Below are 26,039 nucleotides of genomic sequence, written 5' to 3'. Positions count from 1 at the left end.
TAACAATGTTTAATAAAATATAAATTCTTAATTAATAATGATATGAAATAATTTAAGTGTCCTAAAAATATTTTTGGGCAAAATTAAATTTTCTCGGAGGATGATACCATGGCAATGTATAAACGTTTATTATTAGCAGGTACTTTCGCATCAGCATTATTATTAGGTGCATGTGGTGAAGAGGAAAAAACTGACGACGCAAAAACTGAAGATGCAGCAACAACTGAAGAAGAAACTACTGAAGATGATGCTGCTACAGAAGAAGAGACTACTGAAGAAGAAACTGAAGAAGCTTAATATTTTTTTATTGACTATCTCGCATGAGGTAGTCTTTTTTCATCCTACGAATAAAGCTAAAACGGCGGAATAGAAGTGACCACTACGACAAAAACCGAACAAAAACTATAAATCAAAGAACGATTTATTAGTTTTGTCCGGTTTTTGCTTGTGGCAGAACACTTCTATCCCTGCCTCTATTTATTTAAATTTGCTTTTAAATCTTCAATTTTATCTGTCGCTTCCCATGGTAAATCAACATCTGTACGACCGAAGTGACCGTAAGCAGCTGTTTGTTTATAAATTGGGCGGCGAAGATCTAACATCTGAATGATACCTGCTGGACGTAAGTCGAATGTCTTACGTACTGCATCAACAAGTTGTTGTTCAGTGTATTCAGAAGTACCATAAGTTTCAACTGAAATAGATACGGGTTGTGCTACACCGATCGCATAAGCTAATTGTACTTCACATTTGTCAGCTAGACCTGCTGCAACGATGTTCTTCGCAACATAACGCGCTGCATATGCACCACTACGGTCAACTTTAGTCGCATCTTTACCAGAGAATGCACCACCACCGTGACGCGCATATCCGCCGTAAGTATCTACGATAATCTTACGGCCAGTAAGACCAGCATCCCCTTGAGGTCCACCGATTACGAAACGACCAGTTGGATTGATGAAATATTTTGTTTCTTCATCAATTAATTCAGCTGGAACAACTGGTTTAATAACGTGTTCTTTAATATCAGCCTGAATTTGTTCTAATTCAATCTTCTCATGGTGTTGAGATGAGATAACGATAGTGTCAATTCTTTTCGGCTTACCCGCTTCGTCATACTCAACAGTAACTTGTGTCTTACCATCTGGACGTAAGTATTCTAAAGTACCATCTTTACGCACGGCAGTCAGACGGCGTGCTAATTCATGAGATAATGAAATTGGTAAAGGCATTAAGCTTTCAGTTTCATTACATGCAAATCCAAACATTAAACCTTGGTCACCAGCACCGATTGATTCGATATCTGAGTCAGATAAGTTACCACGGTCTTCTAATGCACGGTCTACCCCTTGAGCAATATCAGGCGACTGCTCATCGATTGCAGTAAGTACTGCCATCGTCTGGAAGTCATAGCCGAATTTAGCACGTGTATATCCGATTTCTTTTACAGTATCACGTACTACTTTAGGAATATCAACATATGTTGATGTAGTAATTTCACCTGCGATTAATGCCATACCTGTTGTTACTGATGTTTCACACGCTACACGTGCTTTTGGATCTCCTGTAAGAATTGCATCTAAGATTGCATCTGAAATTTGGTCAGCAATTTTATCTGGATGTCCTTCTGTTACTGATTCTGACGTAAATAATTTACGATCTGTCATTTATAAACACTCCTAATAAATATATATTTCACGGTTCAAGCTATAAATAAAAAATAGCCCTCTCTCCTATTAAGAGAGAAGGCTAATTATACATAATTAGTCCATTCTGCTCTTATCGTTCAGACAGCTGTCTGCAAACGGTTTGGCACCTTACTTAACAATGAAGTTAAGGGTTGCTGGGCTTCAAAGGGTCCATGTCCCTCCACCACTCTGGATAAGAGAATCCGCAAGTTAGATAATACTAAACTTTTTGTACACTGTCAATATATCGGATTGATTCACAAATTTTCTGAATAATATTTTATCTATAAAATTTTATTTATATTTAATGTAACACTTAAAACCTTATGTTATACTATTTCATGAAACTGCTTACATCAGCAGAAAATATAAACTTGGGGGACCTTTTAATGAGCGAACAAATCTTTGGTAAACTAGATAACTTATTAAAGAGTGATAGCGTATTAAATCAATTATCAAGAACACAGTTAATCAACGAAATTTTAGCAAATCGTGAAGGTGTATTAACAGAGTCAGGTGCTGTCAGAACTGAAACTGGTAAATATACAGGTCGTTCACCAAAAGATAAATTTATCGTTGAAGAAGAAGAAACAAAAGACCAAATCGACTGGGGTACAATCAACCAACCTATCTCTGAAGATATCTTCTTAAAATTATTAGACCGCGTTTTAGACTATTTAGGAACAAAAGATAAAGTTTATGAATTCAATGGTTATGCAGGTGCAGATCCTGCTACTCAATTAAATTTACGCGTCATCAATGAGTTAGCATGGCATAACTTATTTGCACGTACAATGTTTATCCGACCTGAAACATTCAATGAAGGTATCTTAATCGATCCAGACTTCACTATCATTTCTGCGCCACACTTTAAAGCAGATCCAAAAATCGATGGTACAAATTCTGAAACATTTATCATTACAAGTTTCAAACATAAAATTATCTTAATCGGTGGTACTGAATATGCTGGAGAAATGAAAAAAGGTATCTTCGGTGTAATGAACTACTTATTACCAACACAAGGTGTAATGAGTATGCATTGTTCAGCAAACGTTGGTGAAAATAAAGACGTTGCGTTATTCTTCGGTTTATCAGGAACAGGTAAAACAACTTTATCAGCTGACCCACACCGCAAATTAATCGGTGATGATGAACATGGCTGGAACGATAATGGTGTATTCAATATCGAAGGTGGATGTTACGCGAAGACAATCGACCTTTCTCGTGAGAAAGAACCACAAATCTATGATGCGATCCGTTACGGTGCGATCTTAGAAAATGTTAAAGTTGATGAAAAAGGTTTCCCAGACTATGAAGACAAATCATTAACTGAAAATACACGTGCAGCATACCCAATTGAAAATATCGATAACATCGTATTACCTTCAATTGCTGGTCATGCTAAAACAATCATCTTCTTAACAGCAGATGCATTCGGCGTATTACCTCCAATCTCTAAATTAACGAAAGAACAAGCAATGTACCACTTCTTAAGTGGATTTACATCTAAATTAGCAGGTACTGAGCGCGGGGTAACGAGCCCACAACCAGTATTCTCAACATGTTTCGGTTCTCCGTTCTTACCATTACATGCAACAGTATATGCGAATATGTTAGGTGAATTAATCGACAAGCATGGTTCAGACGTATACTTAGTAAACACTGGATGGACTGGTGGAGAATATGGTGTAGGTAGCCGTATGAGCTTAACACATACACGTTCTATGATCCGTCGTGCAATCAGTGGCGAAATTAAAAACTCTGAATTCACTCAAGATCCTATCTTCGGATTATATGTACCAAATTCAGTCGCAGGTGTTCCTAAAGAAATCTTAATGCCACGTAACGCTTGGGTATCTCAAGATGCTTACGATGAAAAAGCAAAAGATTTAGCATTACGCTTCCAGGAAAACTTCAAGAAATTCGGTGAAAAGTCAGCAGAAATTGAAGAAAAAGGCGGCTTTATATTTAGAGGATAATAATAGAGGCTGGAACTGAAGTGTTCTGCCACAAGCAAAAACCGAACAAAACTAATAAATCGCGCTTTGATTTATAGTTTTTGTTCGGTTTTTGTCGTAGGGGCAACTTCTGTTCTGCCGTTTAAGCTGTTAAAGATAAAAGGACTAAAATTTAAGTCACATCTTCATTTTATTCTACAGCTAACATCCATCTATAAATTTCTTCTAGTATCTTGCGTTCATTATCAGGTCGAAGGACGTGTGCTTCATCTTCTAAGTAAATCGCTTCATGCTTTACACCTAAGTTTTTAAGTCTTTCTTCAAGCATCTTGCCATGCGCGATATTAACCTGCTTATCTTCTGTTCCGTGAATAATCATAATTGGGGGACTGTCTGCTTTGATCAGATTAATACCTTCGCGTTTATCATAGGCGGCTTTATCTGAAATCGGACCGACGATGCGCTTTAACATGCTGCGCAAGTCTAGTCGCTCATCATACATGTAATAAATACTCGATACACCACCCCATGTAATAAAGGATGTCACATTACTATCCTGATACGTAACGAGTCCTTGAATACCCCCACGTGAAAAACCTATAAAGTGTAATGGTACATCTGGATACTTTTTTCTTAATATACGCACAAGCGCATATACATCCTCACGGTCACTTCCACCAAACTCATCCTGACCATTATGATGCGTTCCACGGTAATAAGGTGCTGCAACAAGTGTATTCGGATAGGCAAAACGCATCAGTCCAGCTGGTCTAAGCGTCCCTACCTGCCCTTTTCCACCGCGAAGATATATAATGATGCGTTCTACAAGTTTCGGCTCATATAATAAGCCTTTAACTTCAAATTCGTCAGACTGATAGGTTATCTCCTGAAAACTTATATCTTTATAAGTTGCAGGAATTACTTTACTCGTGATGAACATCAAAACGCTCCTTTAGTGTATCTAATAGGTATAGAATACAGTCATCTTTTAACAGGAAACTTTTATCTTCTGTCTGAATGTCATCCAGCGCCTTTGCAATTACCGGACCATCTGTTTCCAGATAATCTTCACGCTTGTCGATTTGCGCTACTTCTACATAGAAGACATCTTTACTGAATGGTGACTGATCATATACGGTATAGGTACCTATAAACTCATAATTACGCACTACACCACCAGTTTCTTCATATAATTCACGATGCATCGCCTCAATAGGTGTTTCATCATACTCAACCTTACCACCCGGGAATTCAATACCTCGAATTTTATTATGCGTAAGTAGCATATTACCCTTAAAGTTTGTTATTATTAGTACATGTTTACTTGTTGGAATATCAGCCTTATTTTTAATTTCGAGGATTACTTTATTTCCAACATGATCTGTAAATATCATTAATCTGCTCCATTCATCACAAAATTATCTATCTAGAGGTCTCTATGAAAAAACTAACTATACTTTTTATTATTTTAACATTAATTATTACCGGTTGTGCAGCACCACAGGAAAAAAAGAAACCATTGACGAAAGACCAGATTATCGCTCGAATGCAGAAGAATATTAAAGCAACAGACAGCATTTCTCTTGATGCCACTAATAAGACAACGATTTCATATGATAAGTTCACAACAAAGTTTACACAGGATACAGCATCTCAATTTGATACGATCAATAAAAGTGCGCTACTTATTAAAGCTGATTCAAATAACACGAAATATCCTGTAAAGTCTGTTATATTCAATATGGATGAGGGGAATATAGAAGCCTTTCCTGAACCTCAATATTTAAATTATCGTGCTCGTAATGCTGATATTCAGTACTTTTCAAGTGTCCAATCAAATATGGTCAATTTAACAGATATTGTTCAAAATGTCGTCAAAAAAGAAGTTGATAATATAAAAACGACGGATAATTCGATTCAATATCAAGGTAACTCTCAAAATTTAAAACATCTGTTTGATTACGGCGTCGATTTCTCAAGCATGAATCAAGTATCTACATTTAATGATCTCACTGATATTAAAATTCAGAGTGGTTCATTTGATGTTGAATTATCACCCGTGAAGAAGCTGCCAAAAACGCTGTACTTTGATATCAAGGTCAATGCTAAAATTAAAAACAAACCTGTCACAATATTGATGAAACAGGAAACGCACTATAAGAACTTTAATAAAACCAATGTATCTATGTATAAAGCAGAAGAAATTGATTAGGAGATTATTATGAAACAACTATTATTAGCTGGTATTAAATTTTACAGAAATTATATCTCACCAATGACACCACCCACATGCCGCTTCACACCGACATGTTCCCAATATGGATTAGAAGCAATTGAAACACACGGTGCATTAAAAGGAAGCTATTTAACGATCGTAAGAATCCTTAAATGTCATCCGTTTCATCCCGGTGGTTATGACCCGGTCCCAGACAAAGAACATCATCATTAAAAAAGGAAATTCCGAAATGGAATTTCCTTTTTATCTATACAGCTTTATTAATCGTAAGCAGCTAATAATGTGAGATGAGATTTCTTTACTTTTGGTACAGAAATATTGAGTCGATTGTCGCTAATTATTTCGTCATATTCAGTAAAGTCATGCGCAAAATAAGTACCTTTCGGCGTAATGTCCGGTACAGTCTGAAACGTTTCACCGAGCAGCGCAGTGAAATATTTGCTGAGACCAAATTCATACATGCCGCCGGATACGAGCTTCATTTCTGGTAAGTCTTCTTTTATCTTAAGTGCACTAGTCACGCCACCTAATCTACTATATTTAATAACTGCAGTATTAACGCCTATATTATAAAATTGTTGTATCGTATGCGCATCAGTCGCACTTTCATCAATAGCAAGATTAACCTTCGGATTCAAGCGATGCATTGAACGATAATCTTCAATAGAACTGAACGGCTCTTCAAAATAAAGAATGTCATACTCAGAAAGTTTACGGATCAAGTTAAAATGATTTGCATCCATTAACCCGTTTGCATCGATGACGATCTCTACATCACTCGTCTTACGAATGGATTGTACTTGCGCTAAAATATTGTGATGCATCTTTAATTTTACACGTGTAGCGTTCGGTTGAATAACACGTGCATCATGATGTAACGTTTGACCGATCAACACAGTCACTGGCTTTAGCGTATTAAAATATTGATACGCAATGATATCAAAACAACTGGATGCATTCGGTTTTTCAGAATCAAGTAAAGCATTGAATGCTTCTATTGAAGATATCGGTCTATTTTTTATTATTTGAAACTGATTGACGAGTGATTGATAAACCGTTTCAATCGTTTCAAAATGATACCACGGTGTCTCAAAACTATTTGCTTCCGCATAATATTCCACACCATCAATTACGATACCTGCTACAAGTACCTTCCGCTCATTTAAAGTAATAAGATTTGTCTTGATCGGCGCTTTAAAAGGTGCAGCATATGAATAAATATTAAGCTTTGAGATATTCATGCATAAACCATTCCTTACATTGATGACGTGATATTTTTCCGTTCGATGTTCGTTTTAAATTATTTACTCGAATAAATTGTTTAGGATGCTTATATTTTGCGATATTATTATTTAATACATTCTGAATAGTTGCATCCATATTACCATCCGCTTCATATAAACAAACCGGCACACTGCCCCACTCGCTGTCGTTAATACCAATAACACAAGCTGCATGTACAGACGTATGACTTAATATGGCCTGCTCAATTTCTGAAGGATATATATTTTCTCCACCTGAAATAATTAAATCTTTGCGACGGTCTAATATATAAAGATGATCCTCTTCGATATACCCGATATCTCCTGTTAAGAAATATCCATCTATGAATGCTTCTTGATTTGCACTTTCCGGATAAAGATAACCGTGCATGACATTATCACCACGAACACCAATTTCACCGACCTGATTCACTGCATTAAATAATTGGATATTTTGATTGACCTGACCGACACTCTTTGGATACTTTTGAATATCTTTTGGTGATGCTGTAATCATTTGAGAACATGTTTCAGTCATGCCAAATGATGTATAGACGGGTAGGTTTGCACTTCGTGCCTGAATAAGTAAACGATCATCTAGTTTAGCACCACCAATCAGTATGCCTTGAAGGGCATATTGCTGGTTAAGTCCTTGTCTTAAGAGACGTTCTAACGTTTGGGGTACAAGCGAGATATGCGTAATCTCTTTATCTTTAATATCATCGATAATCTGCTTTGCATCAAACTTTTCATGCAATACGACAGAGCAGCCATCAATCACTGCACGTATTAATACACTCAAACCACTTATATGAAACAATGGCAGAACATCCAGCCAAATTGAATCATGGTCATACGTAAATATCTGTTTACAATTTCCGGCACTTGCTAAATGATTAATAAAGCGTTGAGGTACTGCTTTCTGAACACCAGTCGTCCCTGAAGTAAACATAATAGATAATATATCTTCTGGATGATTCGGTTTGGCAGTTAATGTTGAATGCTGATTTATTGCCTTTCTAACAAACTCTGATTTATGTATAGCAGAGATGTGCGTGTAATTATTATTTGAAAATAAAAGCTCTGTATCCACAGACGCCATTTGCTTTCTCATTTCATGTTCAGTCAGATGCTTATTGATCATCACTATTTCAATATTCGCAATTATCGCAGCATGAATAAAATAACAATCCATTAATGTATTTTCCGCTACAAGCGCAACACGATGATGTTGAAGTTGATCGAGTTCGTATGCTACTTTTTGAGCTTGTTCGTAGAGTAATTGATAAGAAATATGTTGATCTTGATAAAAAATTGCTGTTTTATCTGGATATCGATTTGCTGTTGTCTTAAGCCACTGCATAATGCCACGTCCTCTTAGTTAATATAATTATCATATCAAAAAGAAGAAGTTAATACATCGGTATGCGCTTTGGTGCTAGATGTTGATATATATTGTTTATCAACATCTACGACATGATATACGCCCGACCTTCTTCACTAGATGTTGATATATTCCGTTTATCAACATCTACGACATGATATATTCCCGACCTTCATTGCTAGATGTTGATATATTCCGTTTATCAACATCTACGACATGATATATTCCCGACCTTCTTCACTAGATGTTGATATATTCCGTTTATCAACATCTAGCGATGAGGTTCTATACTCTACTGATGATTCAAAAATTCCCTTCACTGTTTTCTTGACTGTATATTTGCGTCCTTTATTCTTTCCATACGTTTCAAATTCAGATTTCAGTACATTTCTAATCGTTGTTTTACCTATACCGGTATATCTACTAATATCAGCCGTAGTTACAGCATCATTTTTCAGGATTTTTATCGTTCTAAATGCATCAAGTACTAATTTATTTTTTGGAGTTTTATATCCACAATCACAACGTACAATTCTTTGACGTCCAGACACTATCGGCAAAAACTTTCGACATTCCGGACACTTCATACCTGGTTTTAAAGCATTGAAGGGATAATAATGTATGCGTTCATACTTACTATTAGGATGATGATGCTTTTTTAATAATTCTCCAATATATAGCTCTTCATTTGTCGGTTCCCCCTCACCTAACATTTTCACAATTCTTGAGACGTCCGTTGAATATAATAGCTTATCAGTATGTTCTAGTCCACTCAATTCAAATGTAGGATTAATAAATAACACATAACTTTTCACCTGATAATCGATATTATTTTTATAACAGAAATACTTTAACTTCTTCTCTGCTTTATCGAGTTGTACTAATGGATTGGCATTCACATAATTATTCTCACTCACAAAGTTATTATTACTAAATGTATACGGTCCGGCAAAATTTTTTACATCAATATGTATAATAAATCTGTCTTTAATCAACAAAAAGTCAAATTGCACTTCGCCATTACTCCTGATTCTCACATTCCATAACTTCACGCCGCCACGTGTACCTTTCAATGCATCATAGCATATTCTCTCTCCCATATACCCACGTTCAAATGTATATAGCTGTGATTCATCAAAACTGTCCAATTCTATACGATTCTTAACTTCCCACAAATATTGTTCATAATCACTAAAATCATATAATTTCAGGAACATATCATCACCTCACATATAATATACAAATGAACACAAAAATTAACAAATTAATTTTACGTAAATTTTGTTAACAAAAAAAGCACCCCAAAAAAAGGGTGCTTCACTCTCTTGCTTATGGGAATTTAGGGAACTGATCGAAGTTCGGCTGACGTTTTTCTTTAAATGCGTCACGACCTTCTTTCGCTTCATCACTTGTGTAGTAAAGTAATGTAGCGTCACCAGCGAATTGTTGTAAACCAGCTAGTCCATCAGTATCAGCGTTCATCGCAGCTTTTAAGAAACGTAATGCTGTTGGAGAATGTTGTAACATCTCTTTACACCATTGTACAGTTTCATCTTCAATTTGGTCTAAAGGTACTACTGTATTAACTAAGCCCATATCTAATGCTTCCTGCGCATCATATTGACGGCATAAGTACCAGATTTCACGTGCTTTTTTATGTCCAACGATTCTTGCTAAATAACCTGAACCATATCCAGCATCAAATGAACCTACTTTTGGTCCAGTTTGACCGAAACGTGCATTGTCAGCAGCGATTGTTAAGTCACATACGATGTGTAATACGTGTCCACCACCGATTGCATAGCCACGAACCATCGCGACAACTGGTTTAGGAATAACACGGATTAAACGTTGTAAATCTAATACATTTAAACGTGGAATATTATCATCACCTACGTAACCACCATGGCCACGTACTTTTTGGTCGCCACCTGAACAGAATGCTAAGTCACCTTCTCCTGTTAAGATGATTGCACCTACTCTTTGATCGTCACGTGCACGAGAGAATGCATCGATCATTTCCATTACTGTATTCGGTGTAAACGCGTTACGAACTTCCGGACGGTTGATCGTAATTTTCGCGATACCTTCAAAAAATTCATATTTTATTTCTTTATACTCTTTTAATGTTTCCCAAACTCTAGTCATGATTTTCCTCCTTGATAAACGATACTATTATTGTATCAAATATTTTTAAATTCTCCACATGAATTGTATGACCCGCTTCAATTATCATATGTCGGGCATCGGGCAGTGCTTCTACCATACGTTTAGCGATTGATTCAAACTTCTTATCTAAACTTCCAGTAAGCAATAAGACCGGTTTATTAAAGCTAGGTAAAAGCGGCCAGAGATTCGGTTGTCTGCCTGTTCCATATTCTCTTAAAGCTTTAGCAATACCCATTGGTTCGTGATGCATTCTTATCTCACGCTGTCTTGTTTGCTGTGCATCAGTTAACGGATGATACGTTTTAAATAAAGATAGCTTTTCCCAGTGTTTAATAAATGCCGGATAATCTGTTTCTATCCAATTACTGCGTTCTTCATCCTGCTGAATACGCTCTTTTCTTAATTGCTCATCTTCAATTCCAGGCGTCGCACTTTCGATTATAAGCTTATCGATTAATTCCGGATAATGCAATGCAGTATATAGCGCTATACGCCCCCCCATCGAATAACCATACAGAATGATTTCGGTATATTGATTTCGATAACGCGTTAATGTTTGTGTTAACGATGCTGCAATTGCATCAAATGACCACGTTTCATCCGTATTAAAAGCCGCTCCATGTCCTGGACATTCTACTAATAACACATCTGTGTGGGACAACAGTCTTTCTTTTGCTGGAAGAAAGGTTTGAATGCTACCCAGGAAACCATGAATCATGACAATAAGACTTTCTTTATCACGATTAAAATATTTATATTTCAGCATTGAGTTTCGCCTTTAAAGTAGTAATTAATGCACTGTGTGCTTTCAAATTCTCTTCTCGGTCAGAAGTGATTTCTATAATATGACCGCTTGCTTTCGGTAATGTGATTTCATCAAATACATTAAATTTCTTATATTTAAAGTCATACAACTTTGCAGTATGTTCAAAATCGAGATTCAGCGGTGTGCCAAATAAACGTTCAAAATGCTTCTTATCTTCATACTGTGGTAAATAACTGAATATACCGCCACCATTATTATTCATCACTACAATATTAATCATATGAGCATGGTGATATTCTGATAACATCTTCTGCATAACAAGACCGTTCATATCATGGAAAAATGAGATATCACCGATTATCAACGTCACCTTTTTATGTCGAGACATTCCAAGCGCCGTACTCACTACACCGTCAATACCATTTGCCCCACGATTACAATACGGTTTACCTTCAAAGTTTGTAAAGAATGTATCGCAATCTCTTATCGGCATACTGTTACCCAGAAAGATGACTTCATTCTTCTTGATTTGTTTAAAGATCTGATACATCGCACTACCTTCGTCGAATATCGTTTGTGTGTGCTGCATAATGTGATTGATGACTAAATCATTTAATGTATGCCAGAATTTAATCCATGATTGATTGTTGACTGGTTTCTCTTCTGCGACTTGTCTAAAGAAGTCGTTTGCAGTAATTTCGATAAATAAATCCGGCACTTTCGGAAATGTATTAGGCTGAATTCTTGGTTGAATTAAAATTTGTGGTGCCGTCTGCGCTTTAATCCATTGATTGATTGCTTTCGATACAACTGCGTTACCGACACGAATAATATATCCCGGCTGAATATCTTTAATGACTTTAAAGATACTGTCTCCTGTTGTCACAACATTCGGATGTTTTAAATCACGAATCTGACTGAGCGGATCTGCAATAATCGGTATATTATGTATTGTAGAAAAGACAAGCATCTGTGTTAAATCTTCCAGCTGACAATCACCAACGATTATAATGCCTTTTTCCTGACGAATGATTGGTTTGACTGTATTGACATCAAATGTCTTCTGATAACTAACCTGAACCTTTGGGTTGATCATCATCATTTCTGCTAGCTCAAAGTCCGGCATCAATGGTTCTCTGAAAGGTATATTGAAATGTACCGGGCCTTTCATCGGTCCACTGAAATAACGACTAGACTGCATCATTACAGCATCGATAAATTGAATCGATTCATCTGTATCATCTGCGATCGGAAAGTCACGTTCATATTGAACAAAATTGCTAAACATCCCTACTTGATTAATCGCCTGTGGTGCACCGACATTGCGCAGTTCATGGGGTCTGTCACTCGTAATCACAACGAGTGGCATATGACTGATAAAACACTCAGACACTGCCGGTGTGTAGTTACTTGCTGCAGTACCAGATGTACAGAGTACAGCAACCGGCTTGTTCGTTGCTTTCATTAGTCCAAGTGCATAGAAAGCTGCACTGCGTTCATCTGGATGAATATACGTCTTCATCTTTGGGTGAAGTTCACATGCTATCGCAACTGGTGTTGAGCGTGATCCAGGTGAAATCACTATCTCATGTACACCATAATCATATAATGATTTAACGAAATGAAACACTTGTTTAGTTAACGCGTCATTCATCTTCATTTACTCCTAACATTTCTAACATCGGTTTAAATTTAATTTCTGTTTCATAAACTTCACTCTCTACAACACTCGACTTAACAATGCCACATCCTGCAAAGAGCATCGCAGTGTTATCCTGGATCACCATCGAACGGATGGCAACGATAAACTCACCTTCATCATTTAAATCAACATAACCTAATGGTGCCCCGTATAATCCACGCCCTTCATTTGCTTCCGCTAAGAAATGCATCGCCGCACGTTTCGGAAAACCACCTAGCGCAGGTGTTGGATGTAGACTTTCAGTTACTTCTAATAATCCACCACGATTCAACTTCGCATTGATCGGTGTATATAAATGATAGAAAAATTGATTTTCTAATATATCCGGTGATTGTTTTAAAGTAATCTCATTTGTAAACGGTGCTAAATCTTCCTTTATACTTTCTACAACGATTTTATGTTCATATAGATTCTTTTCATCATCCAGTAACTTTTGTTTCGCATTATCAATACTTTTGCCCATCGTTCCGGCAATGGCATTTGTATGAAGGATGCCATCCTGCACCGCAACAAGCTGTTCAGGTGTCTTTGTAATAAATGTTTGTGCACCAGACTCTATTAAAGCAAAATAACTCACTTCATGATTTTTCATCGCCTGCTCGATGAGTGGCAATATATCGATATCGCGTGCCATTGTAATCTTTCTTTTTCTTGAAAGCACAACTTTTTCCAGTTTATCTTGCTGCATCATCGATATTGCTTTATGTGCATTAGATTTAAATAAGTCCAGATCAATATCTTCAGCAGATATTATTTTGTTATCTTGTACTTTATCTGCTGCATGATGTCTTAATGCATCAATTATCTGTATTTTATCTGAAGACTGATCAACAAATATTATTGAAGCGTGTCCATTGCTTTCTACAATCTGTATTTTCGGAATGATGAAATGACTCTTTTCATATGCAGAAAAATTTTTACTTTCATTATTATCAAACTGGAAGCCACCAAAAAGTTTTAATTCATACTGCGAACCATTACCAATATATGCTGCATCCTGAACAATCGCCTTAAACTGTCGTTCGATATGTACAGGATGAATCGTATCTGCTGTAAGTACTGAATGATGACCGATACCGATTAACTTAAAAGATTTATCTTTATTGATAAAGACATAACGCTCTCCTGCAAATGCATGAAAATAATCCATGATCCATGCAACATTTAGCTGGAAGTCTAAATCAAATTGTTCTATTTTATTAATTTTATTCGTTGTTAAATGCGTCTCAAACTGTTGATTAATCGGCACATGCTACACTTCTTTCACTTCAAAATAATATACTTATTATTTTAACATTATTCAATGATTATTGGACAAATTATGCTAGATTTGTTGACGATGACTATTATTAAATATAAAATTTATACATTAAGAATAAAAGAGGTATGAATATGTCTGAACATTTACAACAACACACTGGTATTGCAATGTATTATCACTTAATGCGACCACACACTTTAACAGCAAGTTTCGTACCTGTACTTGTCGGAACAGCATGCGCAAAATATTTCACTGATATCCGTATCGATCTATTAATTATCATGCTTATTGCGTGCTTACTAATACAAGCGGCAACAAATATGTTTAATGAATATTTCGATTATAAGCGCGGACTGGATGATCATACATCGGTCGGAATCGGTGGTGCAATTGTAAGAAATGGTATGAGTCCTAAGTCAGTATATAATTTAGCGATTGCTTTTTATATTATTGCAGCCATATTAGGTCTTTATATTTGTTCTCAATCGTCATGGTTAATCTTACTTGTTGGAATTGTATGTATGGCAGTAGGTTATTTCTATACAGGTGGCCCCGTTCCAATTTCATGGACACCATTCGGTGAAATCTTTGCAGGATTCTTTATGGGATTTGTAATCATTATGATTACATTCTACATTCAGGTGGGACATCTAGAATGGTACCCTGCAATTATGTCAATTCCAGTTTCAATCAATATCGGCATGATTAATATGGCTAATAATATTCGTGACCGTGTAAAAGATAAAGCGAGTGGCAGAAAGACATATGTTATCTTAGTCGGGAAAACAATCGCAATTATTACAATGGCATTATTATACTTAATCAGTTTCCTGGTAGTACTGTATACAGTATTCTATAAACCATATGGTTCACCATTTTTATTACTTGTATTGTTAAGCTTTAACTTACCAATCAAAGCAGTAAATCGCTTCTTTAAAGGCAATACACCGATTGAACTCATGCCTGCAATGAAAGTTACGGGTCAATTCAACACCGTATTCGGATTCTTATTTGCACTAGGCTTATATCTCGCAGCATTAACTGCAATTTAAAAAACCGTGAGGCTTTTATCTAGTCTCACGATTTTTTTATTATTATTTTTATTATTTTTGATTGAAGAATTCTTTTAATCTTGCTACAACTGCTTGTGCATCTTCTTCTGTGACATCACGTACACCAGATTTTGTTAAATCAATTACGTAACTTTGTGCATCATAATGCACATCGATAGAAGTTCCATTCACATCATAGCTGCGTGGTTGAATCTCCTGCACTTTATCTTCTTCGTGATTTTCACGGTAATCTGAACCAAATTGACCTAATTTAAGTTCAGCATATGATACGAGTTTATCGATATTTGCCATTGTTAATGTCCCCCTTTATATTGTCTCAGACATTTTAATTCTAATAAATTCCACAATTTCAGGCAAGTCTTTACTTTTAATCATTCGTAAAGTTACTGATTTTTCACTTAATTTCTTTCGTTTATATTTGAAGAATAACTCTCCATATTCCCCTTCAGTATCAGGCTCAAAATCAATGTTAACTATATCCGCATATTTAATTACTTCATAGTAAATACGCTTTGATTTCATTTTACTATGGACCATAGAAATACGATCATCTAATAAAATAAACAAACCATGTTGGTTCAAATTAATATGACTATAAGTTGCAAAATGAATCAGTTCCTTGTTTTTAATATCTTTGCAAATCACTTTTAATAATTTAATAAAGAAACGGCGCTCAGATTTTTTAATTCTTTTAAAGATTTTCGAAAAGCGTTTATATCTTACTGGATAGTTAATTTCTGCTAATACTTTACGTGTCGATGCTTTATCTTTCATTTCATCACCTTATGATTTCTATTTTGTATTATAATTCACAATTAACTTTAGAAGTATAATATTTGAATAACTTTATTATACATGCTTTCTACATTAAAAAATAGATAGTAAAGCAACTTTTATTTGTAGGTATATACGTAAAATAAACGTAGGTATTAAACGAAATAAAACTACTGATGATTTCATTAAAGAATCAACAGTAGTTTTATTATTTAACGGATCGTGAGAGATTCGAACTCTCGAAACGCTTGTGACGTTTACACACTTTCCAGGCGTGCTCCTTCGGCCAACTCGGACAACGATCCATAATAATTAAAAAAATCAGAAGCGATATTTCACTTCTGATTATATGACCCCTACGGGATTCGAACCCGTGTTACCGCCGTGAAAGGGCGGTGTCTTAACCGCTTGACCAAGGGGCCAAAATGGCTCCACAGGTAGGACTCGAACCTACGACCGATCGGTTAACAGCCGATAGCTCTACCACTGAGCTACTGTGGAATAATAATGGAGCGGGTGATCGGAATCGAACCGACAACATCAGCTTGGAAGGCTGAGGTTTTACCACTAAACTACACCCGCGTTACAAATGGGGCGACTGATGGGAATCGAACCCACGAGTGTCGGAACCACAATCCGATGCGTTAACCACTTCGCCACAATCGCCAAATTTATTTTAAAAAGATGGCTCAGGACGGAATCGAACCGCCGACACATGGATTTTCAATCCATTGCTCTACCGACTGAGCTACTGAGCCAAAATGGCGGTCCCGACGGGAATCGAACCCGCGATCTCCTGCGTGACAGGCAGGCATGTTAACCGCTACACCACGGGACCACTAATAATTGCGGGAGGCGGATTTGAACCACCGACCTTCGGGTTATGAGCCCGACGAGCTACCAGACTGCTCCATCCCGCGATAATAATATGTTGTCTCTCATAAAAAGAGTACTTTTAAAATATATCATTTTAAGTTTGTGAACGCAACATTAAAAAAGTGTAAATTTTATCTTTAGAGGCATATTTCATACGAATGTTGTATAAAAGTATGTTCTTGTAGGTAATCTAGTGATATATTTGGTTTATTCTAACCATCAAAAAACCAAGATCTATTCTATTACTTTTCAATTTGATGTACTAAATGCGTTAAAATATCACAATATGGTGTTTCTATCCCTGCTTCATCACCAAATCGACTAACAGCACCTGTTAAGAAATCAACTTCTGTCTTACGTCCATTATGAATATCTTGAGTCATAGATGGATAATGCAGACCAACGACATCAGGTGAGTACATTTTATGGAATTTCTCCATTGTTGCATCTAAATCAAGCTTTGCACCTTTAGTAGCCCCTACTGCAATGATTTCCTTAACTAATGGGATTAACATTGCATCTGCTTGTTCATATGCACCAAACTCCCCGATACGCTTATCCGTTACCGAACAGTATGTGTTGAAGCAGCAGTTCACTAAAGCTTTATTCCAGATTGATGTCACAATATCATTACTGATCACACCGTTAAGTTTCGCTTCATCTAAAATTACTTTCAATTGTTCAATGAAAGCATCCACATGGCCATCAGGATATCCAAATTCAATATTACCAGTGCCTTCTAAAATTAATTCACCAGGTCCTTTTAAACCTGCTGACCACATTGTTACAGCCAGTATAACTTGCTCAACCGACAATTTCTTCAGCAGCATATCACCATGACCTAAACCATTCATCAGTGACATCACTTTCGTTTCTTTTGTAATAACACCCTGTTTGATTAAATTATCGATTGTTTCTTCAGCAGTCAACGCTTTTGTTAATAAAATTACCAAATCTGCCGGTTCATTATAGTCATCCATAAATACTGCCTTCACTTTATGGTTTGTTGTTTCACCATAAGAATGAACAGTAACCCCATTATCATTCATCGCATCAACATGGTCCTGCCATTTATCAAGCATCACCACATCTTGTCCACTTTCAGTTAAATAAAGACCTACACGTCCACCCATTGCACCTGCGCCTGCCATAACTATTTTCATACTTTCTTCCTCCTCATTTGATTATCTAATATTATTTTATCTCAGGAATAAGTGAGTTTGTTAAATCTTTCACATACTTTGTTATGTATTAATTTGTAGTCATATAGATAAAATTAATACATCTATGAAGGAGCATAATATTAAAAATATAATGAGTTTATAATAATTCAAAAGTTCAGATTATTCAATAATTTGTTTTAAATATAAAAAAACACTTAGCATACACTAAGTGTTTTGTAACGGAGATGGAGAGATTTGAAAAGTGATATTTTTGATTAATATAAAAAACTCTCAAACCGTTGTTATTACTACATTTATGGTGTATCTGTTAATGTACATTAATCAGATAAATTTAAAGTTTTCATTGAATTTGTGGCAATATATTAACTCACATATACATACAAATTATGTTACAATATTTTTATGTTCTTTGAGTAAGTTCTATGTAGAGTTATGTACCCACACCATCTATAAAATAGATGGTGTTTTTTGTGTTCCTGGACCTGCTGGACTTACTTAATTAGGTTTAATAGTTGGGAATATAATTCATCCTTATCCCCTTTATATTCATCTTTAGTTAAATTAATTTCGAAATTTAATTTTTCATTATCAAATATTAATTGTAATTGTTCATATTTATAATTTAATGTATCATCTATAACATTAGTTTGGTATTTTATAGGACTGGCATTAACTCCTATTAAATTACCTTTGCTTACTTCAATAGATCCATTCTCATTATTTAAAGAATACACATATTTTAAACTTTCATTTAATAATATTATTTTCTCTCCATCATCTGAATTAGTCACAAAATACATACTATCTTGATTCAATTCAATACCAATATCAGAAATGTGCTTTACAAATAAAAGTTTAATTTTTTCTGCATTAATAAAGTTAGTTCTTTTCTCGTTAATAAAATATTTAATATTCTTTTGATATAAACTACTCACATTTTTCACCTCATTCTTGTTATTAATTCAATCGTAATACATATAGTGAGATTGGTCTATATTTGTGCATTTTGTCGTTCTGACATTCCGATTTTAAGCACGATAACTTTTATTTTGTGGGTAGTTGTGCATTAACTCGCTTTAAAAGGGCTTCAGGTTAATTAATATAATATTCTTTATTATCTAGTACCTGACTAGAATTCACTTCCCCAATCTCTCCACGGAATCTTATAGAATCATCATCACTTTTATTTCTTATAGCAGTATTTTTTAAAACTATATACATTTCTTCTTGATATTTTGTATTAAATTTATCTTTATAATTTATTATTATTTTTATGTAAGGTCGATAAATATGACTATCTGCCAACATAAAATGATTAAAAATAATTCTATCATTCTTTTTAAATTTAACTTTTATTATTTCTTCTTTTGCACATACTCTAAATTTAAAAGTAGATGAAAATTTATCTTTTAATAAATTGTATCGATTATTACCTCTATTGCTCTTTACTATCAAAGCATTACCAGTTGGGGTATTATTTAATATAATATTCATATCATTATATTCTCGGTTATAAAATTCATTGGCATTTACTTTCTTGAAATATTCTTCTGGATTTATATGACTTATCGTAATTTCTATATTTTTAGCAAAACTGTCACCAATATTCTTGAAATAAATAAATGACTCTAAAAAATGACTTGTTTTATAATTTTCAGATATATAATCTTGAATATTTTCATTTTTTCTATCAACAATTGCATGATTAAAAATATCAGTGTCTTTCTTCATTATATTTTTTTCAATTTCAATTGGTATCATAGTAAACATTGGACGGTTGGACTGTTTTTGAAATTTATTTGTCATTAGGTAAATAATATAAACACTGATTAAACTTCCGAATGGTATAATAACATCTCTAAAAAAGCCGTAATCAAAAAAATTTTTCATTAATTTACATAGCATTATATAATTTATTTCAACGCTCATTTAAAACTCCCCTAAAATAACTTAATTAATGAAATTAGAAATAAAAAGCCACACTATAAAAAAATGTGGCTTCAATCATTTATTTTTCTATTTTAACTTCAATCTCGCCTAATTTCTCGCCACCTACACCCTTACTAGCTTTTAATATAACTGGTGTTGTTGTATCTTCTAGATCATAAGCAATTCCATTTTTTAATGTACCATCTTTTTTGATAATATCCATTTGTGTATCTAAGAATGGCTTATATTTATCGGTTTGTGGTGACATACCAACATCTAACTTTCTAATTGTGTCTTTACTATCCTGGGTTGCTTCAAATGTAGCTAACCAGCCACTTAATGCATCAATCTCTTTATCCGATTTATTTTTCACTTCATATATAATTCCTAATTGGTCTTTTTCTTGTCCCTCATAAGTTCCTTTTGGAATAAATTCAGTTTCTAAAACTTTCACATCAATATCATTTAATATTGCTGTGTTGTCTTTTAAACCTGTATTTTCTTCTTTTTTAGGTTGTTCTTTTTCAACTTTCTTAGCTGTTGTTTCTGATTTATTCTCTTTAGTTGCTTGTTCACCACCACATGCACCCAATAATACAGATGTCGCTAAAATAGTTGTACTTAGTAACTTGAAATTCATAATAAACCCACCCTTTGAATAAAATTATTTACTATTTAATTATTACTAATAATGTGTATTTTAGCAATAAGAAAAAGCCACACATATAATATGCATGGCCTGTAATATTTTAATTTAATTGTTCCAACAACTGCTTACCAGCGTATGTTAATCTGTAATCAACTCTATCAGTTCCGATTACAATTTCAATGTGTCCACTCTAAATAAGTGTTGAGATTAGTTCACTCGCTCGGTAATAGTCTTTACTTTGTGGGAACTGGTATAACTCAATATCTTGCAATACTTCCGTGTAAAACACATTAGAAATTAACATGTGATCTAACCTCCTTTTACATGTGATTGTGTTACAAAATCATTATAAATGGTTGATTAGAATATACATAGTTAGAATGTGTGTTCTAGGAGTTATTTTATAATAAATGTAATCGGTCTATTATCTCGTGCTGGAATCATAGAATCCTTATATTCAATATTTAAATCTGTATTGTCTGAGTTTGTATCGTATTTTAATTCTATATCTTGTACTTTATCTTTACTTACCTTTATCTCTTTTTTATTAAGTTCAGTATAATTTTTAAACTTAGATATTAATATAAAATCAGATGTTCTGACAGTAAAATTTTCTTTATCATTATATACAGTTATTGTTACCATTAACTTTCCATCTTTAAATTTTATATCTTTCAATAAATATTTTATACCTAAATTTTCTATATCTTCATCAATTTCAACAATTTCTCTATTTAATCTAATTTCTTTTAGACTATTACTTAATTCAGTTGGATACCCGAATCTTGTATTAAAGTCTTTATAATCCTTATATGTAATTTCACTTTTATCACTGATACTATTTTCAAATGCTTCAATTGTTCCCTGTAAATTTTTTAAACCTGTTAAAGTATCAATGTATTTTTTACTATAATAATCAATTTCATAATTATATACCGATTCAATTTCATTAATAATATTCTTATGTATTATATCTAATTCTGATTTCTTAACTGGTTCCCCTAAGCTAGAAATTTTATATATATTACTCTCAATATCATTTAAAGATTTTTCAAGCTTCTGGTTAAATATTATCTTTTTAGTTTTACCTTGTTTGATTTTTTCAATCTTTTCATTTTTTAATTCTTGTTCAGCATACTTATTTGTTTCTTTCATTTCGTCTATATTTCTAATACTAAAAATTATACTAAAAATTAATGCTATTAAAGTAAGTAATATTCCACCTGCTTCAATAATATAAGTTACCAAATCTCTTTCTTTTTCATAATCTTTTATTTTACAATTCTTTTTATTAATTTTGTTGATCCAATACATACCTGAAAAATACAAAATAATTGCTATACCTATTAAAACATATAATATACATTCCATTTTATAACCCACCTCTTTTTCTTTAAATTATCCAACATTTTTTACATTACACAACATTTTTTACATTACACAACATTTTTTACATTATAAAAAGACAACTCTTTTCAGGTTGTCTTTGCTGGTACTACCCACATATCTTATTTAATGCATTCTCATATAGTTGCCTTATCCTTTCGTGGCTATACCCTATTTTCTTGCCTATTTGTGAATAACTCATTCCATGCGCTCGTAACATAATGATGTAGTTCTCTTTGTCGCTACATAGGTTGTAAGCTCGTTCTTTTATCTCATGAAACGCTATTAGATCATCTACATTATTTTCTAGTAAGTCGGTTCCTACATCTAAGTTAATATTGAAAAAAATCATTAATATCTAAATCATCTATATCTACTGTGCCTTTTTGCTCGGTAGTGGTATGCATGTGTTTAAGTAGTCGCTTTACTTCCTGCTTATCCATTACACTGCGAGTACCTCCCTTTCGTCACTCAAAGACAATTTTATCTCTTTTATATGTTCGGTAACTATATGCTTGCTATTCGCTTCAAATTGCTTTATTTTAGCTTGTTTAATCGGGTGTATCAGTTGGTACAAATCTCTTTGCAATCGTTCAATAAGTGCTTTTTGGGTCTATATTCTGCATTGCTTGATATGTACATCATGAGTTGCTTCTTATCCTTATTATCGTAACTATCCATCACTTGCTTAAGCATGTCGATTTTCTTTAGAGATTCTTTTTCATACCTGGACAGCTTGTTTTTTCCTCAATGATTTTTAATACTAAACGATCTAATGGATATGATACAGATACCACACCTCTATTTTCATCAAAAATACAATGTGAGGTATTTAAGTGATACAGTGTTTCAATATAAAAGTATTTCGCTCTTATCTTTGCTGATATATAAAACGGGTTAAACCTAGTTAATATAACCCACTCTAATACTTTGCCATCTTGATAATATTTATATTCTTTATTTTCTTTTTTCAACTTCATATATTTACACCTCGAATAGTCATATTTATAAAAAAATATCCCCTATTCATCAATAGAGGATATTTCACTTCAAAGGAGGATTTTTCACATGTTTTAGCAACTAAAAAATTTTAATATCTAGTAATACTACCCATTACTAATCGTAACGAAAAAACACTGTTATTTGAATGTTTGTAGCTTTTTTTATAAAACTAATTTTAATATAATTATAGTTAGATGTTAAGTTTATTTACCTATTACTCAAGTATATACTTAAACACTAGCTTCTTTACGTTTTCAAACATGCTTAACTTGAAATTCTTTGAAAGTCAAAACCACCTTTTTACACCCATATTTATATGATGTGGGTGTTTTGTTTTGCTGTGGTATTTCTGTGCAATAAAAATAAAAAGCCTGTAACCACAAGGGTTACAGACTATGTAACGGAGATGGAGAGATTCGAACTCTCGCGCCGGTTACCCGACCTACACCCTTAGCAGGGGCGCCTCTTCAGCCAACTTGAGTACATCTCCATGGCTCCACAGGTAGGACTCGAACCTACGACCGATCGGTTAACAGCCGATAGCTCTACCACTGAGCTACTGTGGAATAATTTCAATCAACAAATACTATTATATCAATTGAAATGAATTGGTCAATACTTTTGGTAAATATTTTTATGGAACATTTACACCTTTTTCTCTAATAATGCATACATTGCTAACATTTCGAATAGATTTGCCCTACATTTGTCAAAATGCACTGTTTCCTGTGTATACATTTCCTGTTTTAACGCTTTTGCTCTTACACAATATTCCAGTTTAATCCCATGCAAATACTGCGTATTAAAAGTATACGTTGTCACCGGAAAAGATACTTGTGACTGATCATCAAATTCTACAACAGTATCATAATGTTCACCTGCGTGAAATCGATTTACATAGTGAACATTGATCCAGGCCATATCGTTACTTCGATCACTGTGCGTTGGAAAGAAATATGTTTGTGTACCAGGCTGTACGATGATTGGTGGTTTTGTATAAATTTCTGCAATCATCTTCGTAGATATTTTTCTCGCTTTATATGAAGCATGATAAAAGAATAATGAGTCTTCAATGATATGTAATGGCTTCTTTTTAAATATAAATGTTTCTCTTCCATATTCACCAATTTCAGAAAGTACACTTCTACCATCTCTATACGCCTTAATATACATCGTCTTTTCATTAACAATATATTTCTCCATATCAACTTTCTCCTTTGTCAATATATTGATAATATTATACACAATTCCAATTAACATTTGTTAACTTTCTCAAATTTTTTACATAGTTTACATTAGAAAAAGATATGTTTACAAAGTTAAAAATATGGTTATATATTATTAATCAAAACGAACTGATGTTAATTAATATAATTTTCTGAATACTATTGCAATTTAGAATATTATATAATATACTCGTTTTAATACATTTGAGGAGGTAACACTTATGAACTATAATCAGCAAACACAATTAAATGGTCTTGAAACTTTCGTATCTAATCTCAATAATTTATATATCGAGCTTATCATTGACGAAGCTGTTAAAAGTCATCAAAAGAAATTATTAAAAGAAAAGATTGATTTGTCTTTATTAAATCATAACCAGGAAGCATTTCTAGAGTATACGAGTGAATTGAAAGCTCTGGAGGAAATTTAAATTGAATACGATAAAATAAAGCGCCAATACCTCAAAAATTAATTTTAAGGATTGGCGCTAAAAATTTGTCTTTTTTTATTTTGCAACTAAACTTAAAAATTCTTCTTCCGTTACTCTACCGAAGTAATGTCCAAAGTCTACTGTATCTAACACTGCCTTCACAGCCTTTTGATTATGTGGTAATCCTTTAAGTTTCTGTTCGATCTCAGTAACTTCACCTACACCAAAGAAATCACCGAATATTTTAATATCATCAATCATACCTTTAATGACATTAATCTTAAGTTCCAACATACCTCCAGGGAATTTCTGTTTAACTTCATAATTATATTTCGGATTTTTCCCATAATTCCAGTCATAGTTACGATATTTCTGGTCACTGATTTCTTTGATCTTCTTCCAGTCTTCTTCCTGAAGTTGATATTCTTCAATCTCACCATCGAATATTGAATGCAGTAATGTCTGTTTAAAATCTTCCATTGACATTGGTGCTTCAAGAAATTCCTGAATGTTTGCTACACGTGAACGAATAGATTTTATGCCCTTTGTTATGAGTTTCTTTTCACTTACAGTTAAGCTCTTCACGACTTCTTCAATATCACTGTTTAACATCAGTGTGCCGTGCGAGAACATGCGATCTCCCGATTGAAACATCGCATTACCTGAGATTTTACGTTCGCCAACCTGAAGATCATTACGTCCTGTCATCTCAGCTTTGACACCTAATTTATTAAGTGCCTCTACGATTGGCATCGTAAATCTCTTAAAGTTATGGAAACTGTCTTCATCAGCTTTTGTTACGAAGCTAAAATTTAAATTGCCTAAATCATGATAAACTGCTCCACCACCAGAAATACGACGAACAACATGAATATTTTGTTCATCAACATATGATTGATTAATTTCAGCAAATGTATTTTGATTCTTTCCGATAATGATTGATGGTTCATTAACATAGAATAAGAAATAGGAATCATCTTTCGGTAAATGTTTCAATACGGATTCTTCCATTGCTAAATTCAATGAAGGATCCGTTATATTATTATTGTGAATAAATTTCATAACATCCTCCTAAAGTGTGTC

27 protein-coding genes, 10 tRNA genes and 1 riboswitch are annotated in these 26,039 nt (G+C 33.9%); of the genes, 6 read left to right on the top strand and 31 right to left on the bottom strand.

Going from position 1 to position 26,039, the window contains the following annotated elements; genetic code table 11:
* Positions 1-108: 108 nt before the first annotated feature.
* Positions 109-297 carry a hypothetical protein gene (locus BHU61_RS09330; protein ID WP_099576743.1) on the top strand — a complete coding sequence of 63 codons (189 nt, stop codon included), beginning with the start codon at positions 109-111 and terminating at the stop codon, positions 295-297.
* Positions 298-473: 176 nt separating this feature from the next.
* Here BHU61_RS09330 and metK read toward each other — a convergent pair whose 3' ends face one another.
* The gene (gene metK, locus BHU61_RS09325) at positions 474-1,667 is read right to left on the bottom strand and encodes a methionine adenosyltransferase (RefSeq protein WP_111716361.1); all 1,194 of its coding nucleotides are present in this window, start codon (positions 1,665-1,667) and stop codon (positions 474-476) included.
* A gap of 109 nt (positions 1,668-1,776) precedes the next feature.
* Positions 1,777-1,888, bottom strand: a riboswitch (SAM riboswitch).
* Between the two features lie 189 nt (positions 1,889-2,077).
* Between metK and pckA the strand changes: the two genes are divergently transcribed.
* A complete protein-coding gene (gene pckA / locus BHU61_RS09320) occupies positions 2,078-3,667 on the top strand; it encodes a phosphoenolpyruvate carboxykinase (ATP) (RefSeq protein WP_111716359.1) in 1,590 nt (529 codons plus the stop codon).
* Positions 3,668-3,836: 169 nt separating this feature from the next.
* Here the strand turns inward: pckA and BHU61_RS09315 are convergent, their stop codons facing one another.
* Positions 3,837-4,586 carry an alpha/beta hydrolase family protein gene (locus tag BHU61_RS09315; protein ID WP_111716357.1) on the bottom strand — a complete coding sequence of 250 codons (750 nt, stop codon included), beginning with the start codon at positions 4,584-4,586 and terminating at the stop codon, positions 3,837-3,839.
* Positions 4,570-5,040 (bottom strand): RNA deprotection pyrophosphohydrolase, encoded by a 471-nt coding sequence (gene ytkD / locus BHU61_RS09310; RefSeq protein ID WP_111716355.1) that lies wholly within the window; start codon positions 5,038-5,040, stop codon positions 4,570-4,572. Before ytkD ends, BHU61_RS09315 begins: the two co-directional genes overlap by 17 nt.
* Before the next feature lie 44 nt (positions 5,041-5,084).
* On the opposite strand from ytkD, the gene BHU61_RS09305 reads away from it, so the two are divergent.
* A complete protein-coding gene (locus BHU61_RS09305) occupies positions 5,085-5,858 on the top strand; it encodes a hypothetical protein (protein ID WP_111716353.1) in 774 nt (257 codons plus the stop codon).
* A 9-nt stretch (positions 5,859-5,867) separates the two neighbouring features.
* Entirely contained in the window at positions 5,868-6,095 is a 228-nt protein-coding gene (gene yidD / locus BHU61_RS09300; RefSeq protein ID WP_111716352.1) for a membrane protein insertion efficiency factor YidD, read from the top strand.
* A gap of 47 nt (positions 6,096-6,142) precedes the next feature.
* On the opposite strand, the gene BHU61_RS09295 is transcribed toward yidD, so the two are convergent.
* From BHU61_RS09295 to BHU61_RS09265, 7 genes are all read right to left on the bottom strand, one after another.
* Entirely contained in the window at positions 6,143-7,123 is a 981-nt protein-coding gene (locus BHU61_RS09295; protein WP_111716350.1) for an enolase C-terminal domain-like protein, read from the bottom strand.
* Positions 7,104-8,507 carry an o-succinylbenzoate--CoA ligase gene (menE, locus tag BHU61_RS09290; protein ID WP_111716348.1) on the bottom strand — a complete coding sequence of 468 codons (1,404 nt, stop codon included), beginning with the start codon at positions 8,505-8,507 and terminating at the stop codon, positions 7,104-7,106. Before menE ends, BHU61_RS09295 begins: the two co-directional genes overlap by 20 nt.
* A 230-nt stretch (positions 8,508-8,737) precedes the next feature.
* Positions 8,738-9,745 (bottom strand): nuclease-related domain-containing protein, encoded by a 1,008-nt coding sequence (locus tag BHU61_RS09285; RefSeq protein ID WP_111716347.1) that lies wholly within the window; start codon positions 9,743-9,745, stop codon positions 8,738-8,740.
* 112 nt (positions 9,746-9,857) lie between these two features.
* Positions 9,858-10,679: a 1,4-dihydroxy-2-naphthoyl-CoA synthase gene (menB, locus tag BHU61_RS09280; protein WP_199798222.1), complete on the bottom strand. Its 822-nt coding sequence runs from the start codon at positions 10,677-10,679 to the stop codon at positions 9,858-9,860.
* Complete coding sequence (gene menH / locus BHU61_RS09275; RefSeq protein WP_111716343.1) at positions 10,669-11,463, bottom strand: 2-succinyl-6-hydroxy-2,4-cyclohexadiene-1-carboxylate synthase; 795 nt, start codon at positions 11,461-11,463, stop codon at positions 10,669-10,671. Before menH ends, menB begins: the two co-directional genes overlap by 11 nt.
* Positions 11,450-13,123 (bottom strand): 2-succinyl-5-enolpyruvyl-6-hydroxy-3-cyclohexene-1-carboxylic-acid synthase, encoded by a 1,674-nt coding sequence (gene menD, locus BHU61_RS09270; RefSeq protein WP_170122523.1) that lies wholly within the window; start codon positions 13,121-13,123, stop codon positions 11,450-11,452. The genes menH and menD overlap by 14 nt, the downstream gene beginning before the upstream one ends.
* Positions 13,110-14,414: an isochorismate synthase gene (locus BHU61_RS09265; protein ID WP_111716340.1), complete on the bottom strand. Its 1,305-nt coding sequence runs from the start codon at positions 14,412-14,414 to the stop codon at positions 13,110-13,112. Before BHU61_RS09265 ends, menD begins: the two co-directional genes overlap by 14 nt.
* A 143-nt stretch (positions 14,415-14,557) precedes the next feature.
* Between BHU61_RS09265 and BHU61_RS09260 the strand changes: the two genes are divergently transcribed.
* Positions 14,558-15,478: a 1,4-dihydroxy-2-naphthoate polyprenyltransferase gene (locus tag BHU61_RS09260; RefSeq protein ID WP_111716338.1), complete on the top strand. Its 921-nt coding sequence runs from the start codon at positions 14,558-14,560 to the stop codon at positions 15,476-15,478.
* Positions 15,479-15,529: 51 nt separating this feature from the next.
* Here BHU61_RS09260 and BHU61_RS09255 read toward each other — a convergent pair whose 3' ends face one another.
* The 20 genes from BHU61_RS09255 to BHU61_RS09160 all read right to left on the bottom strand — a co-directional run bounded on the left by BHU61_RS09255 (position 15,530) and on the right by BHU61_RS09160 (position 24,502).
* Entirely contained in the window at positions 15,530-15,790 is a 261-nt protein-coding gene (locus BHU61_RS09255; protein WP_099576714.1) for a hypothetical protein, read from the bottom strand.
* A gap of 15 nt (positions 15,791-15,805) precedes the next feature.
* Positions 15,806-16,273 carry a PH domain-containing protein gene (locus tag BHU61_RS09250; protein ID WP_111716337.1) on the bottom strand — a complete coding sequence of 156 codons (468 nt, stop codon included), beginning with the start codon at positions 16,271-16,273 and terminating at the stop codon, positions 15,806-15,808.
* 216 nt (positions 16,274-16,489) lie between these two features.
* Positions 16,490-16,578 (bottom strand) — tRNA-Ser (locus BHU61_RS09245).
* 45 nt (positions 16,579-16,623) lie between these two features.
* Positions 16,624-16,695: transfer RNA gene (locus BHU61_RS09240), tRNA-Glu, on the bottom strand.
* A gap of 4 nt (positions 16,696-16,699) precedes the next feature.
* Positions 16,700-16,774 (bottom strand) — tRNA-Asn (locus BHU61_RS09235).
* 7 nt (positions 16,775-16,781) lie between these two features.
* A tRNA-Gly gene (locus BHU61_RS09230) sits at positions 16,782-16,855 on the bottom strand.
* 8 nt (positions 16,856-16,863) lie between these two features.
* Positions 16,864-16,939, bottom strand: a tRNA-His gene (locus BHU61_RS09225).
* Between the two features lie 19 nt (positions 16,940-16,958).
* Positions 16,959-17,031 (bottom strand) — tRNA-Phe (locus BHU61_RS09220).
* Between the two features lie 4 nt (positions 17,032-17,035).
* Positions 17,036-17,111: transfer RNA gene (locus BHU61_RS09215), tRNA-Asp, on the bottom strand.
* 8 nt (positions 17,112-17,119) lie between these two features.
* Positions 17,120-17,193, bottom strand: a tRNA-Met gene (locus BHU61_RS09210).
* 198 nt (positions 17,194-17,391) lie between these two features.
* A complete protein-coding gene (locus tag BHU61_RS09205; RefSeq protein WP_111716335.1) occupies positions 17,392-18,312 on the bottom strand; it encodes a ketopantoate reductase family protein in 921 nt (306 codons plus the stop codon).
* 512 nt (positions 18,313-18,824) lie between these two features.
* The gene (locus tag BHU61_RS09200; protein WP_111716333.1) at positions 18,825-19,268 is read right to left on the bottom strand and encodes a hypothetical protein; all 444 of its coding nucleotides are present in this window, start codon (positions 19,266-19,268) and stop codon (positions 18,825-18,827) included.
* Positions 19,269-19,425: 157 nt separating this feature from the next.
* The gene (locus tag BHU61_RS09195; protein ID WP_111716332.1) at positions 19,426-20,262 is read right to left on the bottom strand and encodes a hypothetical protein; all 837 of its coding nucleotides are present in this window, start codon (positions 20,260-20,262) and stop codon (positions 19,426-19,428) included.
* 79 nt (positions 20,263-20,341) lie between these two features.
* Complete coding sequence (locus BHU61_RS09190) at positions 20,342-20,902, bottom strand: DUF5067 domain-containing protein (protein ID WP_111716330.1); 561 nt, start codon at positions 20,900-20,902, stop codon at positions 20,342-20,344.
* Positions 20,903-21,307: 405 nt separating this feature from the next.
* Positions 21,308-22,282 (bottom strand): hypothetical protein, encoded by a 975-nt coding sequence (locus BHU61_RS09185; RefSeq protein ID WP_111716328.1) that lies wholly within the window; start codon positions 22,280-22,282, stop codon positions 21,308-21,310.
* A gap of 124 nt (positions 22,283-22,406) precedes the next feature.
* Positions 22,407-22,517 (bottom strand): sigma factor-like helix-turn-helix DNA-binding protein, encoded by a 111-nt coding sequence (locus BHU61_RS13755; RefSeq protein WP_170122522.1) that lies wholly within the window; start codon positions 22,515-22,517, stop codon positions 22,407-22,409.
* Positions 22,518-23,004: 487 nt separating this feature from the next.
* Positions 23,005-23,277 (bottom strand): hypothetical protein, encoded by a 273-nt coding sequence (locus BHU61_RS09175; protein WP_111716324.1) that lies wholly within the window; start codon positions 23,275-23,277, stop codon positions 23,005-23,007.
* A gap of 423 nt (positions 23,278-23,700) precedes the next feature.
* Positions 23,701-23,789 (bottom strand) — tRNA-Ser (locus BHU61_RS09170).
* Position 23,790: 1 nt separating this feature from the next.
* Positions 23,791-23,865 (bottom strand) — tRNA-Asn (locus BHU61_RS09165).
* 79 nt (positions 23,866-23,944) lie between these two features.
* The gene (locus BHU61_RS09160; protein ID WP_170122521.1) at positions 23,945-24,502 is read right to left on the bottom strand and encodes a competence protein ComK; all 558 of its coding nucleotides are present in this window, start codon (positions 24,500-24,502) and stop codon (positions 23,945-23,947) included.
* A gap of 244 nt (positions 24,503-24,746) precedes the next feature.
* Here BHU61_RS09160 and BHU61_RS09155 point away from each other — a divergent pair, with 244 nt between their 5' ends.
* A complete protein-coding gene (locus tag BHU61_RS09155; RefSeq protein ID WP_099576706.1) occupies positions 24,747-24,956 on the top strand; it encodes an IDEAL domain-containing protein in 210 nt (69 codons plus the stop codon).
* A 75-nt stretch (positions 24,957-25,031) separates the two neighbouring features.
* Here the strand turns inward: BHU61_RS09155 and BHU61_RS09150 are convergent, their stop codons facing one another.
* Entirely contained in the window at positions 25,032-26,018 is a 987-nt protein-coding gene (locus tag BHU61_RS09150) for a lipoate--protein ligase (protein ID WP_111716320.1), read from the bottom strand.
* Positions 26,019-26,039: the final 21 nt, after the last annotated feature.

This window comes from Macrococcus epidermidis, from assembly GCF_003259695.1.
In the GTDB taxonomy this organism is placed as follows: domain Bacteria; phylum Bacillota; class Bacilli; order Staphylococcales; family Staphylococcaceae; genus Macrococcoides; species Macrococcoides epidermidis.
Note: the sequence above shows the minus strand (reverse complement) of the source record. Positions and strands in the feature narration are given on the sequence as shown.